This window comes from Zhongshania aliphaticivorans (assembly GCF_902705875.1).
GTDB lineage: Bacteria > Pseudomonadota > Gammaproteobacteria > Pseudomonadales > Spongiibacteraceae > Spongiibacter > Spongiibacter aliphaticivorans_A.
On record NZ_CACSIK010000001.1, the window covers coordinates 2,701,338 to 2,719,743 of the forward strand.

The 18,406-nt window shown below is 47.9% G+C and carries 12 protein-coding genes; all 12 read left to right on the plus strand.

Translation table 11 applies throughout. The features are described from left to right. Positions 1-312 precede the first annotated feature (312 nt). Positions 313-1,374, plus strand: coding sequence for a pirin family protein (locus AELLOGFF_RS12160; protein ID WP_159268990.1), 1,062 nt, complete (start codon positions 313-315; stop codon positions 1,372-1,374). 9 nt (positions 1,375-1,383) lie between these two features. After that, entirely contained in the window at positions 1,384-2,217 is an 834-nt protein-coding gene (locus tag AELLOGFF_RS12165; protein WP_159268991.1) for a pirin family protein, read from the plus strand. Between the two features lie 350 nt (positions 2,218-2,567). Next, positions 2,568-4,808 carry a TonB-dependent receptor gene (locus tag AELLOGFF_RS12170; RefSeq protein ID WP_159268992.1) on the plus strand — a complete coding sequence of 747 codons (2,241 nt, stop codon included), beginning with the start codon at positions 2,568-2,570 and terminating at the stop codon, positions 4,806-4,808. A gap of 440 nt (positions 4,809-5,248) precedes the next feature. Beyond that, on the plus strand, positions 5,249-6,253 hold the full coding sequence (locus tag AELLOGFF_RS12175) for a zinc-dependent alcohol dehydrogenase family protein (RefSeq protein WP_159268993.1): 1,005 nt from the start codon (positions 5,249-5,251) through the stop codon (positions 6,251-6,253). A gap of 427 nt (positions 6,254-6,680) precedes the next feature. Beyond that, positions 6,681-8,234, plus strand: a complete 1,554-nt coding sequence (locus AELLOGFF_RS12180) for a long-chain-fatty-acid--CoA ligase (protein WP_159268994.1) — start codon at positions 6,681-6,683, stop codon at positions 8,232-8,234. A 58-nt stretch (positions 8,235-8,292) separates the two neighbouring features. Further along, complete coding sequence (locus AELLOGFF_RS12185; RefSeq protein WP_159268995.1) at positions 8,293-9,558, plus strand: acyl-CoA dehydrogenase family protein; 1,266 nt, start codon at positions 8,293-8,295, stop codon at positions 9,556-9,558. Then, positions 9,558-10,952: a phosphotransferase family protein gene (locus tag AELLOGFF_RS12190; protein ID WP_159268996.1), complete on the plus strand. Its 1,395-nt coding sequence runs from the start codon at positions 9,558-9,560 to the stop codon at positions 10,950-10,952. The genes AELLOGFF_RS12185 and AELLOGFF_RS12190 overlap by 1 nt, the downstream gene beginning before the upstream one ends. 303 nt (positions 10,953-11,255) lie before the next feature. Continuing rightward, positions 11,256-13,310 carry an FAD-dependent oxidoreductase gene (locus AELLOGFF_RS12195; RefSeq protein WP_159268997.1) on the plus strand — a complete coding sequence of 685 codons (2,055 nt, stop codon included), beginning with the start codon at positions 11,256-11,258 and terminating at the stop codon, positions 13,308-13,310. 24 nt (positions 13,311-13,334) lie between these two features. After that, a complete protein-coding gene (locus AELLOGFF_RS12200) occupies positions 13,335-14,153 on the plus strand; it encodes an enoyl-CoA hydratase/isomerase family protein (protein WP_159268998.1) in 819 nt (272 codons plus the stop codon). A gap of 83 nt (positions 14,154-14,236) precedes the next feature. Then, entirely contained in the window at positions 14,237-15,010 is a 774-nt protein-coding gene (locus tag AELLOGFF_RS12205; protein ID WP_159268999.1) for an SDR family oxidoreductase, read from the plus strand. A gap of 676 nt (positions 15,011-15,686) precedes the next feature. Further along, positions 15,687-17,219 (plus strand): WG repeat-containing protein, encoded by a 1,533-nt coding sequence (locus AELLOGFF_RS12210; RefSeq protein ID WP_159269000.1) that lies wholly within the window; start codon positions 15,687-15,689, stop codon positions 17,217-17,219. A gap of 123 nt (positions 17,220-17,342) precedes the next feature. Next, the gene (locus AELLOGFF_RS12215; protein ID WP_159269001.1) at positions 17,343-18,323 is read left to right on the plus strand and encodes a tetratricopeptide repeat protein; all 981 of its coding nucleotides are present in this window, start codon (positions 17,343-17,345) and stop codon (positions 18,321-18,323) included. The last annotated feature ends 83 nt before the right edge of the window (positions 18,324-18,406 follow it).

Below are 18,406 nucleotides of genomic sequence, written 5' to 3' on the forward strand. Positions count from 1 at the left end.
GAATTATTTGTAAATCTTATTCATTAAGACCATTGTGACTGCTAAAAATAGTTATTTGCTAACGACAAAGACCCTGTGACCAAAAGGAAAACCTCTTAGGCTAATACCGAAATGACCAATGTCGAAACTTTGATATATTGTATTACAATACTGCAAATTATATAGTAGCCACAAGCCGATAGCATCTAATATCAAGGTTGCGACCATTCCAGTAATTTCAGCGCAAAACAATCGCTTATGAATTAGCGGCAAGCTGGTCTTTACACGCGCTCCAAGCTCCCTAGCCTTTATCAATTAATACAGGTTCAGTTAATGACCGTGATTTACAACCTACAAAAGCTACAACCCTTGTGGCAAACAGTAGACCCGTTTTTACTTTGTGCTCACCATGTTGACCACTACCCCACAGGCAACGAGCAATTGGGACCAAATGCGTCCCTATCAGGGCATCAGCTAGGGCAAGATTTCATACCGCTCAAGGACAACTGGCGAATGTACCACGGCCATACGGTGCCGGGGTTTCCCGCCCATCCCCACCGAGGTTTTGAAACAGTCACCATTAGCCGCAAAGGCAGCATCGATCATTTCGACTCCATGGGGGCAACCGGGCGCTACGGCGATGGCGATGTGCAATGGCTTACCGCGGGCAATGGCATCCAGCATTCAGAGATGTTTCCGCTGCTAAATCCAAACAATGAAAATCCGCTAGAGCTCTTCCAAATCTGGTTAAACCTGCCCGCCAAAGACAAGCTCTGCGCACCGATGTTCACAATGTTTTGGCATGAATCCCTGCCAATTTTTCGCCATCGAGATAGCCATCAACGAGAAACACAGGTGGACATTATCGCTGGCACACTAGCGAACACCACACCGCTTTCGCCCCCACCAAACTCCTGGGCCGCAGAAGATCACAACCATGTCGCCATCTGGCATATTCATATGGATGCAGAAGCAGAATGGCAAATGCCGCCCTGCCCGCAGGGTGTTAATCGACGGGTTTACTATTACCAAGGACAATCTCTAACAGCCGGCCAGAGTCGCGTAACGCAAGGCCATTGTTTTGATGTTGAGCCTCAGCAAAACCTGTCGATTGTCAACCACGCTGAACCCAGCCACATGCTAGTATTGCAGGGCCGCAGCATTAACGAAGCCATTGCTCAGCAAGGTCCGTTTGTAATGAACAAACAATCTGAATTGATGGAAGCGTTTAACGATTATCAAAAAACACAATTTGGCGGCTGGCCTTGGCCGCAAGCCGATACCACACATCCGCGTCATCAAGCGCGCTTTATCAGTGTTGGCGGCAAACAAGATTTTCCGCCTTCTGACGATGGCGATACTCCCTGCAGCCCAAGTAAACCTAATGCAACTTAGGACAATAGCGTGAAAATATTGCAAGCCCAGCACACTCTAGAAGGCGGCGGTATCAGTATCGCAAGGCCCATTCCCATGCCGTCCTGCGAAGCCGTCGGCCCCTTTATTCTGCTCGACCATATTGGGCCTCTTATTGCGCCTCCCGGCCAGTCAGCCGGCTTCCCTCCCCATCCCCATTCAGGTATTGAAACACTGTCGTATTTTCTCGACGGCGAAGGTTTTCACCAAGACAGCCTCGGCAATAAAGCCACCACAGGTGCGGGCGAAGTACAGTGGATGCGCTCAGGCCGTGGCATAGTGCACAGCGAGGGGCCGGGCAAATCGCTGATTGAACACGGCGGCCGTGTTCATGCGATACAGCTGTGGCTCAATATGCCCGGCGATAGCAAATTTTCTGATCCATGCTATAAGAGCTTTCGTCAAAGTGATATACCAAAATATAGCAAGGTAAAAGGCTTGGAGATTCGTATCATCGCGGGGCAATACGACGACCTCACCGGGCCCTTAACAACCTTCTCCGAACCCCTACTGTTGCACTTACTCATAAAGAGCAATACACCGCTCTCCCTAGAACTACCACACACCGAAGAGTTAGGCGTCTTTACTTTAGAGGGAGCCTGTACCCTCAATGACAATCTCGTCGCCGCAAACCAATTGGCCTTGCTAGGTGAAAATAAAAAAATACTCAATATTGCCTGCCAAACTGATACTCAATTACTAATACTCGGTGGTCCTAAAATTAAAGAAGAACTCGTTCGCTACGGGCCCTTCGTGGCAAACAGTGATGGAGATATGCGCAACACCGTTGAGCGCTATTCAAAAGGGCAGTTTGGGAATTTATAAGACAGAATCATCAAGCGACTTTAGCGACAAAATCAAAGGAGAAATGCATTGGGGCATTTAAGTTTTCTACAGAACAACTAATGAAAACCTATAATAAATAATCACTTAATCGCCACCTCTGGCTGATCAATCCACACGAATACTCACTAACTTCCATAAGAAGTAGCCGTGGTTAAAATGCTGTGCATATTGCCCATCACCGTCATATAACCGCCTTCTAAAATTTAGCCCTGGCCACGATCGAAGCAAACACTAAATTGTGGAAAACACCTACTTGTATTGTAATACAATATAGCTATACTAAATCTTAGTAATACAACAATACAATAATCATAAAAGGCTAGCTTAATATGGACTCACGTAAACGTTCCCTGTTTTCAAGTGCGCTACTCACTACGGCAGGAGTGGCAACAATTTTCAGCTCGCAAATCCATGCCAAAGAACTCGAAGAAGTTCTGGTTACCGCTCAAAAACGAACAGAAAGCGTTCAAGACATTCCTCTAACCGTGGCAGTTGTAGACGGTGAAACCCTGCAAGAATTTTCAATTAACAACGCCACTGATTTAGCGAATAACGTGCCTGGGTTGACCTTATCCCCAGCACCACAAGGGCTGTCGGCACCCAATATACGGGGACTTGGCACAGGCGTGGGCGCCGAGAACATAGAACAATCTGTCGGCCTATTTATTGATGGCGTATGGACGGGTAAAGTCCGAAATCTACAAACCGCACTCCACGATGTCGAGCGTGTCGAGGTAATCAAAGGGACTCAAACGTCTCAACTAGGCAAAAACACCAGCCTGGGTGCCATCATGCTGCACTCAAAACGTCCCGAAAATGAGAATGGCGGTTTCGTTCAAGGCGAATACGACTTTGAACTAGAAACCAATACCCTCTCTGGCGTGGGCAACTGGGGAACCGAGTTCGGCAATTATCGTGTGTCCTATAAGCGTGTTGGCGAGGGCGAAGGTTATGTTGAAAACACCCGCTTAGGCGGAACCGAGCCTAAACTAGAACAGCAATCTTTGCGCTTAAGCGGGCTTTGGGACCCAAGCGACCGTCTCAGCATTTTTCTAACCTATACCTACGACGATAGAGATTCACCTGGTTATGCCTTCCAAGTCAGCGCAGATCCTTTCGGTTGGTATAGCGCCATAACCGGCGATAACGATGTAAGCCTAGATGACCAACGCAAGTCGTCGAATACCTACGGCAACAACGGCAGGGACTTTGATGAACAGAGCGGACACTGGGCAGTGGCGGAAGTTAGCTACTCTGTCAGCGACCTCACAACCCTTGTGTCAGTAACTGGCTACAATGAGTACGAAAACGAACGATACTACGATGCCGATTTCTCGAATGCCGATTGGCTAGAGGAATATAAAGACTCGGATTTTGAGCAGTTCAGCCAAGAGTTCCGCATTAACAGCTCGGCTTTTGACGGTAAGGTGAACTACCTAGCTGGTCTTTATTATGTGCAACATAATTTCAAAAGCTTTGAGGAAACTCATTTCGCTCAAAACTTAGACTATTTCCCACTTGGTAATGGTGCTTTTGCTTCTACCGGCCCAGCACGTGGTTACAGTAACTACGAGCAAGATGTTGACTCTTGGTCCTTCTTCACCAATACCGCTATTGAGCTCAGCGAACGCTGGTTATTAACCGTGGGCTTACGCTACTCCGATGAATCACAGAACCTAGTATGGGAAAGAGTCTATACTCAAGACGACAGTGCTATATTCGTTGGCAACCCAAATACCGACCCTGCCGCGTTCCAAACACCTTCCACATTTATCAGCACTGTTCTTAGCCCCCCGTTTGCCGAAACAGAGCTAGAACAAAGCAAAGATAATATCGACGGCTCCATAAACCTCCAATATCAATTTGGAGAGACAGGTAATGTCTACGCATCATGGGCAACAGGCAGTAAAAGTGGCGGTTTCACTACATCGGCCTCTTCACCCGCTGACGCCGAGTTTGATACCGAAAAAGCCGAGACCGCTGAAGTGGGCTTTAAGACAGAGCTACTCAATGGCAGCATGCGCATGAACGCCGCGCTGTTCCGTACTGAAATTGAGGACTTTCAATCGGTTACTTTTGTTGGCACTGGCTTTTTGACGTCAACCATACCCGTTGAAAGCAAAGGTGTAGAGTTCGAAAGTATGTGGGCAGCCACAGAAAAATTGACTATCTCTGGTTCAGCCACCTACGCCGATGCAAAAAACACCGATACAAACACCACACCGGCAGGTGCTCCGAGATGGACTGCAGCGGTAAGCTTGTCTCACGTTGAACCCATTAGCCAAAAATACACATTACAATCTAATATATCGGCAAACTATCAGCACGAACGCTTTGTCCAGGGCGGCGAGACATTTGAGGCACCGTCAATCACCCTAGTCGACACTCGTGTCGCTCTGCTACCAACGAGTGAAAAATGGGAAGTCGCGCTGATGGTTAGAAACCTGTTCAATGAACAGGAAATGAACTTTGGTTTCGCCCTTCCCTTCTACGGCGCGGTATACGGAACCGAAATTGCATCCGAAAACAGTCCAAGAACCGTATCGCTACAAGCGCGCTGGAACTTCTAAAGAGCACAAAAAAACCTGCTGCCGGTGTCATAATCGGCAGCTTTTTCTGTAATACCCCATAAATTAGCCCAAAATCGCTAGCCATAGAATGACCAGCGAACTTACTTTTTCAAACACCCGAAATGCCCATAGTTCCCTGCCAAAAACCTTCACACCTTAAACTAGTTTAACGACACCCCTCAGCCCCTCGAATAAGCTGTACCCTAACGATAACTGAAGATTTTCAGTGATAAGCAGAATCGCACTAGCGGCTGCACTAACAATAATTTACGCCAACAAAGACTATGATGATGTCCAGCTGTGCACCAAAAAGAACAGCACCACAATACAGGCATCAGCATATAACTTTGCACGAGTAACTATATGACCAGCGGTATACTGGCCTTTAATGGCAGCACGCTTATCAAATAAACACTTTTGGCAAAGCTAGGGAGAATAAGATGAAACGCTACCAAGTAATAAAACCAGGCGGATTAGACAAACTCTGTATCACCAACACTGAGATACCTGAACCAAACGCAGGTGAAGTACTCGTGCGCTGGCGTGCAAGCTCTTTGAACTATCACGACTACATGGTCATTCTCGGCCACATTCCCAGTGAAGACGGTCGCATACCGATGTCAGATGGCGCCGGTGAAGTGGTCGCAGTGGGAGCTGGCGTCACTAAATGGAATACTGGCGACAAAGTCGTCAGCCTCTTCTTCCCCGACTGGCTAGAAGGCAAACCTTCATTAAGCAAAACCCTAGGAGTCACCGGCGACAGCATCGATGGCTGCGCCGTAGAGTACGCCTGCGTTAACGCCCAAGCGTTGACCGCCATGCCCAACAACTACAGCTTTGAACAAGCGGCAACCCTGCCTTGTGCAGCGCTTACTGCGTGGCGCGCACTGATTGTGGAAGGCAATCTACAAGCTGGAGACTCCGTGTTAGTTCAAGGCACTGGCGGCATGTCGATGTTTGCCCTGCAAATTGCCAAAGCGGCCGGAGCCTATGTCTATGCGACCTCCTCCTCAGAAGAAAAAATGGAGCGACTGAAAGCTATGGGCGCAGACGAGGTTTTAAACTATAGAACTGACGAGAACTGGGGCATCACCCTCGCCAAACGATCTGGCGGCATCGACCATGTACTGGATATTGGTGCGGATGCCACACTCGACCATTCTCTTAACGCCGTTGCAGTGGGTGGCAATGTCACTTTAATCGGTGTCCTCGGTGGACTAACGGCAAAACTGATGGTGCCCAAGACATTCGGTAAACAAGTCCATATGAACGGAATTGCTGTAGGCAGCCGCGAGATGCAAGAGAAAATGATCACCGCTATCAACACCAATCATATTGTTCCCGTCATCGACAAAAGCTTTGGCTTTGATAACCTGAAGGAAGCTTTTGAGCATCAAGCGTCTGGTGCGCATTTCGGCAAAATTGTGCTGAACTACGAGAAATGAGCAGCCTTTACACCACTTGATGTATTATTGTAATACAATTATGATCGTACTCTAGAAAATACTGACCTGAATAACGGGGTGACAAGCCAAGCTGTCATCCCTGCAAGCCCCAAATAGGGCCGGGCAATAAAAATTGAAAACGACAATGACAAACCACGCTTATATTTACGATGGGGTCCGCACCTCAAGCAAGGGCAAAAGGTCCGCAAGCAAATCATGCGGGCAAAACACACCCGCAGCGTCGAAGAGACCTAATCTTGAAACCGAAACGGCAAGTCAATTGCTCCAACAGTAAAGATGCCATGACCGCCGTAAAAGCTTTTTTTGGTAACACAAAACCGGTATTTATCGGAAAGTAATCAGGCCGATGCAAGGGGTAGAAGCCTGCACACGACAATAACGAATGACTCATGATAGGAGCATCACTATGCTAGTCCACCATTATCTGGAATTTTACACACAGACCTCGGCTGACGCCCCCTGCTATAGCTTTAATGGCACCACCTTAAGCTACCAAGACACCAACGACAGCGTAAACCGTTTAGCCAATGGCTTGCTTGACCTTGGCGTTAAGCAAGAGCAGCGTGTTGCCATTCTCGGTGAAAACAGCCTTGAGCATTGCTTGCTTTTTATGGCGACCAGTAAAATCGGCGCCGTTGCGGTGCCCCTTAACTACCGCTTGGCGGCGGCAGAGCTGGCATATATTATCAATGACTCCGAGACGCACGTTTTGATTGTGCTGGACTCAATGGCGGACACGCTTGCAGCCCTGCGCCCTCACCTATCACCGTCAATACACCTTATTACCGAAAGCCAGAACGACAGTCTGCATTGGTCGGAATGGCTAGAAAAATACCCGACCACGAAACCACAAATAGATGTAGACCAATACGCCCCCTTCCTACAGCTATACACCAGCGGCACCACAGGCAACCCTAAGGGTGTGGTCATCAACCACTTCAATGTGGTGCAATTAAGCACAATGAGCTTACTCGGTTCGCCAACGCGGGTCAGCAGAGGCAGCGCCGGCATTGTGGTGGCACCCCTGTTCCATATCGGTGGCGTAGGATCAGCCATTATGGGTGTTTGTTTTGGTCAGCACACACTGGTTCATCAGACGTTTGATCCCATAAAACTGCTGGATGATATCGAGAAATACCCAGTGGGAAATATGTTTATGGTACCTGCCATGATTATGTTCTTGCTGCAAATGCCCGGTATCGAAAAGCGGGACTTCAGTAAGCTTGAAATCGTCTCCTATGGCGCCTCACCGATTTCTGAAACCGTATTGCGCCAGGCCATTGACGTGTTTCAATGCGAATTTATGCAGCTCTACGGCATGACCGAAACTACCGGAGGCGGGGTCGCCCTGCTACCCAGTGACCACCGTCGTGCCTTGGCTGGCAGGCCCGAATTACTCCGTTCCTGCGGTAAGCCCATGGTCGGGGCAGAAATCAAGATTGTCGACGAAGCCGGTAACAGTGTCGCTGCCGACGAAGTTGGAGAGATCTGGATTAAATCTGATACCAATATGATGCGCTATCACAATCTGCCAGAAGCTACCGCCAAAGATCTGACTGATGGCTGGGTTCACACTGGCGACGCAGGCTACTTAGACAGCGAGGGTTATCTCTACCTCAAAGACCGCATCAAAGACATGGTGGTGAGCGGCGGCGAGAATATCTACCCCGTTGAAGTAGAGAACGCGGTAGCCAAGCACGAGGCTGTTGCCGACGTTGCCGTGATTGGCATACCCGACGATAAATTTGGCGAAGCCCTGCTGGCCGTTGTGGTGCTCAAACCGGAACACACCCTGACCGCCGAAGAAATGGTCGAGTTCTGTCGAGATAAAATTGCTGGCTACAAGATTCCTAGACAACTCGACATTATTGCAGAACTGCCGCGCAACCCATCAGGCAAAATATTGAAGAAGATCCTTAGAGAGCCCTATTGGAAAAATTCAGAGCGAGGGATTGGCTGAGTCAGAAGTCATCACATACTGTTCCGAAAACCAAAAAAACAACAATGAGTAGACACTAATGGATTTTACTATTCCAGCAGAAATCACTAGTTTTCTAGAGGAAGTCGATCAATTTATTGACGCCAAAATTAAACCTCTGGAACAGCAAGACGACAATATCCGCTTTTTTGACCATCGCCGCGAAAATGCTCGTACCGACTGGGAACGGGATGGCCTGCCCAACGAAGAATGGGAAGAACTACTGGCCAAGGCCAAAACCCTGGCCATTGAAGCGGGCATATTTAGCTACCCCTTCCCCAAAGAACACGGCGGTCGCGACGGCAGCAATTTAGGCATGGCGCTTATCCGTGAGCACCTTGCGGTGAAAGGCTTGGGGCTACACAACGACCTACAGAACGAGCACTCGGTAGTAGGCAATAACGTCGGCCTGCTATTGATGCTGGAATACGGCACCGAGGCCCAAAAGGCTGAATGGCTGGAGGGACTTAAATCCGCCAAGGCTGCTTTTGCCTTCGGCATAACCGAACCCGAGCACGGCTCCGACGCAACTTGGATGGAAACCGGTGCGGTGAAAGATGGCGATCACTGGATCATCAACGGTGAAAAAACCTGGAACACCGGTGTTCACATTGCGCAAGCCGACCTAGTCATGGCCCGCACCAGCGGTAATCCCGGCGAAGGCCTAGGCATTACCGCTTTTCTGGTGCCTATGAATGCACCCGGCGTAAAGGTCGAGGAATACCTATGGACCTTTAATATGCCCTCTGACCATGCGCGGGTCAGCTTTACCGACGTGCGGGTACCAGACACGTCGATCTTCGGTGGCGAAGGTAAAGGCCTGCAAATTGTCCAACATTTCTTTAATGAAAACCGTATTCGTCAAGCCGCATCAAGTTTGGGCGCCGCGCAGTTTTGTATCAATGAATCAGTCGCGCACGCCAATGCCCGCAAACCTTTTGGTAAGCCACTATCTAGTAATCAGGGCATTCAATTTCCGCTGGTAGATCTGCAAGCACGGGCAGAAATGCTGCGCGCACTGATCCACAAAACAGCATGGTTAATGGACAAAGACGGCGCGTTCTCGGTGTCCGACAAAGTATCTATCTGTAATTATCAGGCTAACCGCCTGTGCTGCGAGGCGGCTGATTTTGCTATGCAGGTACACGGCGGCATGGGCTATTCACGCTACAAGCCCTTTGAACATATCTATCGCCACCACCGCCGCTACCGCATTACCGAAGGCGCGGATGAAATACAGATGCGCCGCGTCGCCGGTTATCTATTTGGCTTTATGAAACAGAGTAAACCCAAGGGGGTGAGCTAATGTCTGCGGAAAAAAGTTTTACAGACAGCCTGAGTGAAACCCTATCACGCGCACTACCGAACTTCGAAGCACTCATCGATTGCCGGCAGCTAACCGCTGGGGCAAGCCAGGAAACATACCGTATCACCTACCGCAGCACCGAGGGTGAAACCAAAGTGGCTTTGCGACGGGCTCAGCCCACCTCCGACTCTGAATCCAGTGTCGGCGGAATCAGCCTAGAATCCGAAGCGCGCTTATTTAAACTGGCCAAGCAATACGATATCCCCAGCCCTGCTGTACTCTATGAATTACAGCCCGAAGATGGCCTTGGCTCCGGCTTTATAATGAATTGGCTAGACGGCGAAACCATGGGGCACCGCATTAATCGTCGCCCAGAGTTAGCAGAAATACGCCCCCAGCTAGCGCGTAAATGCGGTGAAATTCTGGGCCGCATTCACAACATCGATTGGCGTGCCGAGAAGCTAGACAGTTTCCTAGAAGTCCTTGACACCCAATCGCTGATCCAAAAGTCATGGGATGAATACTTAGAGCTTAATATCCCGGTTCCAATGATTGATTTCACCGCCCGCTGGTTAATGGAAAATCAGCCTGAACAGCGACGCCAAACCCTAGTCCACACCGACTTTCGCAATGGCAATTTGATGGTTAATGCTGCCGGTATCGAAGCCGTTCTCGACTGGGAGCTAGCTCATATCGGCGACCCGATTCAAGACCTTGGCTGGCTGTGCGTTAATTCATGGCGCTTTGGTAATCGCGACTTAGTCGTTGGCGGCTTTGGTCATCTTGAAGACCTATTAGCCGGCTACCACGACGCAACGGGCATTACCGTAACAGAACAAGAAGTCGCGTTTTGGCAAGTTTTAGGCTCGTTCTGGTGGTCAGTAGGCACCTTGCGTATGGCGAATACTTGGCGAACCGGCGAGACGCCGAGTTTAGAGCGTCCAGTAATTGGTCGCCGTTCTTCTGAAGCGCAAATGGATTGTGTCAACGTTCTTATACCCGGTGATTTCACACTACCAGAGACGCCAGCATTAGATGCTGGTACACAACTTCCTATGCCTGCGGAACTTCTTGAAGGTGTTATCAAATTTTTGAAAGAAGATGCCGCAGTAAACCTTGCAGCACATTCAAGCTTTCTTGCTAAAGTCGCGGCCAATTCACTCAGTATCGCTCAGCGAGAATTATTGATTGGGCCAACCGTGGAGGTACAAGAGCAGCAACGCCTGCAAACCCTACTGGGAAAAAGTGGCGACCTTAACTCTCTAAGAGCCTCACTCAGCAATAGCTTGCGATATGGCATGCCACTGGACACGCCGTTGTTAGCAGAACATTTGCGACAGACCGTTGCCAATCAATTGGCGATAGACCAACCAAACTATTCGGCATTGCAATGAGCATAACCGCGCAAATTATCACCATAATTTGCGCGGTTATATCCTCACTATTACTCTACAAGCACACATTGTTTATGTGCCCAAATTCTACATACAAATAGTAGATTAGCGAATAAGTTTTATGCAGCGTTATCGGTTTTTTTTAAGTAATATCCCTTTTTAAAACTCTGCAAAAACGACGTATTACGACCCTAATTTTATAAAAACTAAATACCGTAATAATAGCTAGCGTTAAACTAGTTTAACGCCCCCCACTTTTTATTCTTTTATGCTAACGGTATAAATCAATATAGAGACTACGTCATGAACAAACACAGCCAATATCCATCAATTTTTCAACCGCTGGACCTTGGATTCACCCAATTAAAAAATCGCATCATGATGGGGTCTATGCATACGGGTCTTGAGGAAGTTGGCGAGCCAGGATACCAAAAAATGGCGACCTACTTTGCGGAGCGCGCAAAAGGTGGTGTTGGCATGATTATGACGGGGGGCATTGCCCCCAACCCAGAAAGTAATGTCAGCATGATGGACCAAGAAAGCGATAGTGCCATGCTCTATCGCGAAGATCAGGTACATCAACACAGCTTAGTCACTACGGCAGTGAAAGAAGCCGCACCAGACTGCAAAATGTGTATGCAAATACTGCATCCCGGCCCGGTAACAGCAAATCCAGACGCCGTATCTCCCTCCGGCATCCGTTCTCCCCTTGGCACGCCAAACCCCAAAATAATGACCGAGGCCGACATTGAAAAAACGATCAGTGATTTTGCTAACTGCGCCGCACTGGCGCAAAAAGCCAGCTACGATGGGGTCGAAATTATTGGTTCAGCAGGCTATTTAATTAGCACATTCTTGGTAGAAAAAACTAATCAACGCACTGACCGCTGGGGCGGTAGCTACGAAAATCGTATGCGCCTAGCCATTGAAGTAATCAAGCGGGTACGCCAAACCGTTGGCGAGAATTTTATAATCGTCTACCGCATTGCCGCCATGGAAATGATGGAAGATGGTAGTAGCTGGGATGAGGTGGTACGCCTTGCAAAAGAAATTGAAAAACATGGCGCTACCATAATCAGTACCCACTTCACCTGGCACGAATCTCGAGTACCCACCATTGCCACCCGCGTACCCCGCGCGGCATTCGCCTCGGTCACGGGGCGACTGCGCAAAGAAATCAGTATCCCAGTGATCACCAGCAACCGCATTAATACGCCAGAGACTGCAGAAGACGTGCTAGCCAAAGGCTGGGCCGACATCGTCTCTATGGGGCGCCCCATGTTGGCCGACCCCGAGTTTGTAAACAAAACCAGTACCGGTCGCGAGGACGAGATCAATACCTGCATTGGCTGTAACCAAGCCTGTCTTGACCACACCTTCCAAGGTAAGCGCGTCACCTGCTTGGTCAACCCCCGAGCCTGCTACGAAACCGAGATTAATATCACACCGGCAGCAACAAGCAAACGCATTGCCGTTGTCGGCGCCGGACCAGCGGGATTATCCTTTGCAATTACCGCCGCACAGTGCGGCCATAAAGTGACCCTATTCGAAGCCTCCGATGCCATCGGCGGTCACTTTAATATGGCTAAAGTGATTCCCGGTAAAGAAGAGTTCCACGAAACCATTCGCTACTACAATCGGCAAATTGAGCTCAATAATATTGAGCTGCGCTTAAACACCTATGTCGATGCAGATGCTCTTCAAGATTGGGATGAAGTTGTCATCGCCACCGGTATCAAGCCCCGCGTACCGGAGATAAAGGGTATCGACAACGCCAAGGTATTCAATTACCGCGATGCTATTCTTCATCCCGAGCGTATTGGCAAGCGCGTTGCCATTGTTGGTGCTGGCGGCATCGGGTTTGACGTTGCCGAGCTATTGTCACATGCCGGTGTTTCCGCCGGTCTCGACATCGACGTATTTGCCCGTGAATGGGGGATAGATTTTAAAAATCACCCGCGCGGTGGCGTCGCCGGGGTTGAACCCCAGGTTGAAACTAGCGGCAGAGAAATCTATCTTCTGCAACGCAAGGCGCAATCAGTAGGCCGAACCCTTGGCACCACCACTGGCTGGGCCCACAAACTCAGCCTGCGCCGCAAAGGTGTACATATGTTGGCCGGCGTACAGTATGAAGGTATTGACGACCAAGGTTTACACATACAGTATCAAAACGAAGCGCAAACCCTTGACGTAGATTCCATCGTCATTTGCGCGGGTCAAGAATCAGATAATGCACTGTATCGGGCTATCAAGTCGAAACGAGATAATGTGCATCTCATCGGTGGTGCTGAGCTGGCAATGGAAATTGATGCCAAGCGCGCCATTGACCAAGGTTTTAGGCTCGCGATTTCTCTCTAAAAAATAAGAAGAAAGGACAACATAATGAACGAGTTTGAACCACAGGCTACGCCCTACGAGACGATTTTAGTAACGCAAGAGCAGGACATGGAAGTTGTCACGCTGAATCGTCCTAAAGCATTGAACTCAATGAATCCATTGATGATGCTGGAGCTTCAGCATTACTTTGCCAGCCTGCGCTACCGCCAGGAAGTGCGGGTGGTATTACTAAAATCAGAGGGCAAACACTTCTGCGCGGGACTCGACATTTCACCCGAATTTGCCGTCGACATTAGCAGTGGCTCCGAAGGAATGCGCATTCAAAATCGCGTCGCTGAAATCATTAAACTGATGCGCGCTTGTCCGCAACCTATTATCGCAATGATTCAAGGCGCTGCCTGTGGTGGCGGCTTCTCGCTGGCTCTGGCAGCAGATGTGCGTATTGCCGAACCGCAAACTAAAATGAATACCGCGTTTACCCAAGTTGGATTTTCCGCCTGCGACGTGGGAAGCAGCTACTTCCTCACTCGTATGCTGGGTACATCGGTTGCCTCAGAGTTAATGTTGACAGGTCGTTATCTACTGGCAGATCGTGCCCTTAGCTTAGGCTTTGTGTCCGCAGTAGTTGAAAAAGATCAAATGGAAAACGAAGCCCGCGCCATCGCTGCCGACATGTTAAAAGTATCGCCGATGGGACTGCGTCTCACCAAAGATGGCATCAATGTTAACGTTGATGCCGGCAGTTTGAGCGCGGCCATTTCGCTAGAAGACCGCCAACAAATTTTATGTGGTCTTTCCGACGACCATCACGAAGCCCTAGCCGCATTCCGTGAAAAACGCACGCCTGACTATTCGGATAAATAAACGGTATTCACAAATCCATAATGACGCTTGGCATTAAACAAGATTGACCCTCGTGCTAATCGTCCCATAAAAAAGGAAGAAAGATGAGCTATTTAACACAGCAGTTTTCATTGCAAGGAAAAACCGCACTGGTAACCGGTGGCGCACGCGGCATAGGTGAAATGATTGCCGAGGGTTTAATTAAGGCTGGTGCAAAAGTGTATATCACCTCTCGCAAGCAAGAAGACCTTGATGAGAAAGTGGCCGCGTTCAACCAATACGGTGAATGCATTGGTATTATTGCCGACGTCGCCAGCACCGCAGGAATAGAAGCACTAGCCGCTAGCATTACCGAAAAAGAATCTCAGTTGGATATTCTCATCAATAACGCCGGTAAAACTTGGGGAGCGCCACTAGACAGCTTTCCAGAAAAAGGCTGGGATGATGTGATGACCATCAACGTCAAAGCGCCCTTTCTGCTAGTGCAAAAATTACTGCCTTTATTACGTAATGGCGTCACGGCCAAGAAACCCCACCATATTATTAATATTGGCTCGATTGCTGGCTTAAGCAGCGACAGTTTAAGCGCCTACTCTTATGGCACCTCTAAAGCAGCTATTCACCATTTGACGGGCGTACTGGCAAAAGGTTTGGTTAAAGATCACATCAATGTCAACGCCATTGCCCCTGGCAGCTTTCCCAGCAAAATGACCGCCGGCATTATGAAAACAGACGAAGCCAAACAAGCGGTTTTGGCCACCATACCAATGGGGCGTATGGGTGACCCCGAAGACATTGCCAATCTAGCTATTTACCTGTGTTCTAGCAGTTATATGACCGGCAATATCGTTCCTATTGATGGCGGTTCACTTTTATAAAAAGTATTAAGTGCCAGAAAATTCAACCATTTAAAAAAGTCATATTTAATTTTTTGTTATCTCGTTTAAAAGGAAAAATAGAGATATTCATTAAAGTCGCGGTTATAACTGGTGGCGCATCTGGTTTAGGTCAAGCAATGGCAGGGCTCCTTGTCTGCAAAGGTGCGAAGGTTGCCCTGCTTGACTTAAAACATAGCGGCTGGTGAAGAACTTGCCGCCAAGCTCGGCGAAAACGCGATCTACCAAAATGTAAACGTCAGCGATGAAGAGTCGGTAAAAGAAACACTAGCCGCCACTTGCGAAGCCATTCATAGGCGGCTAAGTTATTTAATCAACTTGATTTGATACCTGAGAAAGCCTGTATGACGGGACCAATGCCTGCTAATTGAGAAAAATTTAGTAGGTATTGGCCCGCTTCTGTAACGTGACTATAAATTACACTATTCACATTAAATTAAAATGCACTGCATTAAGATATTCATACCTGTGCTTTAATCACCGAAGACACAGGTTAATACTCTAAAGTATCCTCCATGACCCCACAAAACGAAGCCGATTCTAATCGAAGCACTTATGCCGCATTTAATTGATCAAGCATCCACTATCCTCTAATATGACTAGACTCTCCACACGGCACACACCTATCCCAGTAATAAGTAAGGAACGAATACAAATTATGCGTTTACGATTTATTGCAGTATTTCTGGTAGTTCTTACCCCTACCCCCAGCCTTGCAGCGATAAACACCATAGTCGCAGACGTGTACTCGTACAACAGCAACGACTACTTACGCGTGGCCATTCAGCCCGAGATATCTGCTGATATCCTCATGGGCGAACCACTTATTGCATGCCGGGCTAAATGGTCGATTAAATCGGCTCATATTGACGGGGAAAATTATCCGCTCAGTTTTTTTCCTCCTGAAGCGCAAAAGGATATAAACCTATTTTCACTACAACTTATTTTTCAAATTGATAGTCCAGCGGGCTTTAACGCGATCGCCTGTGATCCAGGCCACCTCGAAGCACCTGGGAGCAATAAATGGAGTTTCACTGTTACTGGTAGCCCTTCGTGGGAAAAATTAATCCGTAAAGATATTAAAAACACCTACACCAACAGTCTACAGTCTCAATTCAATCTTCGCTCAATCCGCAGTCCGCAGTACCTAGACGCAGATTCCGCCAAAACAACGTATCGTCAATCTATTATGGAGGCATCACCCCTAACCGGAACTTGGGTGCGAACCGCTGCCATTGAAAAAGGCGAGGTCAATCTGTGGCCCTTGCGTAATATTGTGCTGAAAAAACGCCTAGCCGACAGCGAAAAGGTTACCACCAAACCCAATGCAGCCGAAAAGGTTGTGACTGTTGAAGATATAGACTCATTGTTTAGCGATGCCGCGTTTGATACCCAATTGAAAGCCATCAGTAAATCTGTTGATGATCAAGCCGCACTAACTTCCATGCGCGACGACATTAAAAACGGCGAGGAGCAATCAAAAAGTAAGAGTTATGCGTTATTTCGAGAATACCTCCGCGTCAAACGCGTCAGTAAAGCCTGCTCTGAACAGACACCAGAAAACCTCCAAGCCCTATTAGCCCAAACTCAAGAATGTCAGAAAAAATGGCAAGGACTTGAACCCTTCGATGTGCATGGTCGCTACGGCTATAAACTAAACGGCGAAGTCGTTATTGAAGCGCAATACTCAGACGCAACCAGCTTTAAAAATGGCTATGCACTGGTAGTAAAGAACGACCGCCTACTGTCGATTACTCCCAGCGGTGACGAACATAACCAACGCTATGATATCAGCCTAGAATCAGGCTACTTTTCTACACTAGGTCTAATACTCGCCAAAGAAGACGAGCTCTATGGCTATATTAATTCCAAGGGCGAGACGATCATAGATTTTCAGTACAGCGCCGCAGAATCTTTTGATGACTTAGATCGAGCAATTGTAAAAAAGAATCGAGGAGCCCAGCTGATTGACGAAAACGGCACTGTTTTAGCGCGCAGTCCAATTAATTTCGAGTTAAAAGATGGTCATTACATAAGCAGTGAGACATATGATTTCGAAAGAGGAAACTGTTCTGAAGACGACGTAATAAGCGGTTCTACACAGGCTTACACGGCCGACGGACAGCCGATCGGCGAAGAAAAATACTACAGCTATCGTCAGAGGCATATATGCCTACTACGATCAAATTAATACTAAGGTGCATATTGATGACGACACAGGTAAATACACTCCTTGGTAAACTTACACAGCAGATCGAAACGCGGTCAGTAACAACGAGTAGTCCGGCTCTCAATGGAAACGCGATAAACAATTATGAATAAACCTACAACACTAGCCGCTAAGATTCTAATCGCTATCGCCGTGTTAATGACGTTACAGGCATGTACCACGCGCCCATCTCGGCACATTGAATTCAAAACAGAATATATCGGTATAGAGCAACGCTGGGATAGCGACTCTAAGGCAAAGGAAGAAAATGTTCGCAACATCGAGTTCGGCAATTTCAATGTCATTAATGGCTCTTTACACTTCTCTCCACAGACACATTATATTCTGCAAGAATACAACTTTGAGCATTATGAGGAGTACGATCGTACGCACTTCGGTCCAAAATGGAACTTTATTCTATTTCCCGTCATAGGCTGGATGGCCTGCCTTTTTGATATTACTGAGTGCTTTGGCTGGACCACAGATTGGAGCGACTGGTCGAGTAGTAAAAGTAAAAACGAACAGCCGAATGGCAATATTCAGGAAAAAACATACTCAAAACTGCCTTACGACACTACTGTCAGTTTGGCATTTTCTGGGCAACTGCCTTCAGGAAAGGTATATACGAGCCCCTCAGAAAAACTATGGCGTGGGGTAGGACCAGTTGATGTCAAAAGAAAAGTGCAAAAATGGCCTGAAAAACCGACAACATTAAGCGTGCAATTTAATATCGCGCATAAAGAGGAAAGCTATGACACCAGGTATGATTTTACGGATACAGAAATAGCCTCCCTCACACTCGAGTCCGACAGCTGGAATAGCCATGATGAGAATAGACACAAATATTTCTACCAATTGACCTCTGCATTAAAGGCAGAAAATCATTCAGCGGCCCTCGCTGCGTTTAAAAAACTTGAAGATATGGATTTTGAAAAACCAGAATCCTTTTGGTATCGTTATGCTCTTAGTGCAAAAAAAGCGGGAAAACCTGATATTGCCGCTACGAAAGCACGGCAATATTTAAAGGTCGCAATAAAACGCACATACGAAAAAGAGGCCACCGTAATGATTCCCGATATTAAATAGATTGTTAATTGAATGACTATTTTTAATCTGATTTCACTGCCGCCTCTAAAGAACAATAGCGAAATTTAACAAGAGGCATTCAC